The following is a 734-nucleotide window of genomic DNA, read 5'->3' as shown; positions in this document are numbered from 1 at the left end:
GGGAGCACCAGGCTATGTCAGATTCCAATCTGAACCAGAACACCTCCGAGGACCGGGACGCCAGGGCGAACGGGCCCGAGGCCGCCCCGGCCGCGGCCGCGCCAGCGCCCGAGGGGGATCCCAAGCAGAAGACCTTCACGCGCCGCACGGTGCTGGCCATGGCCGGCTGCGGCGTCGCCGGGCTCGCCGTGGGCGGCGTGCTGGCGTCGTGGGGCGTCACGTCGAGGTCGATCGCCTCGGGGCGCATCGAGATCCGCACCACGCCGACGAAGATGATCGTCACCGACCGCGCCCGCTGCTCGGGCTGCCAGCGCTGCGAGATGATGTGCACGCTGAAGAACGACGGCCGCGTGTCGCAGCACACCGCCCGCGTGCGCGTGTGGCAGAACTACAACTGGGGCGCGAACCCCGACGGCCCGGACGGCGTCTACAAGAGCTGCGAGTTCACCGTCGAGCACTGCAAGCAGTGCGCCGAGGCCGCCTGCATGGAGTACTGCCCGGTCCACGCCATCTACGCCAGCGAGGACAACGGCGCCCGCATGGTGGACGCCGACCGCTGCATCGGCTGCGGCATGTGCGCCTCGGCCTGCCCGTGGAACATGCCGCGCGTCGACTCCGAGAGCCGCGTGTCCACCAAGTGCGTCAGCTGCGGCCGCTGCGCCGAGCAGTGCCCGAACGGCGCCATCAAGTTCATCGACTGGGAGGACATCGCGCAGAAGGTCATCGAGCAGGGC

Annotated in this window: 1 protein-coding gene; it reads left to right on the top strand. The window is 70.4% G+C overall.

Annotation, left to right across the window (positions count from 1 at the left end):
• Positions 1-14 precede the first annotated feature (14 nt).
• On the top strand, positions 15-734 hold a 720-nt coding region (locus H8S61_RS17235), incomplete at its 3' end, for a 4Fe-4S binding protein (RefSeq protein WP_186939852.1).

The sequence above is a fragment of the Eggerthella hominis genome (assembly GCF_014287365.1).
In the GTDB taxonomy this organism is placed as follows: Bacteria; Actinomycetota; Coriobacteriia; order Coriobacteriales; family Eggerthellaceae; genus Eggerthella; species Eggerthella guodeyinii.
This window is presented reverse-complemented; position numbering and strand designations above follow the sequence as displayed.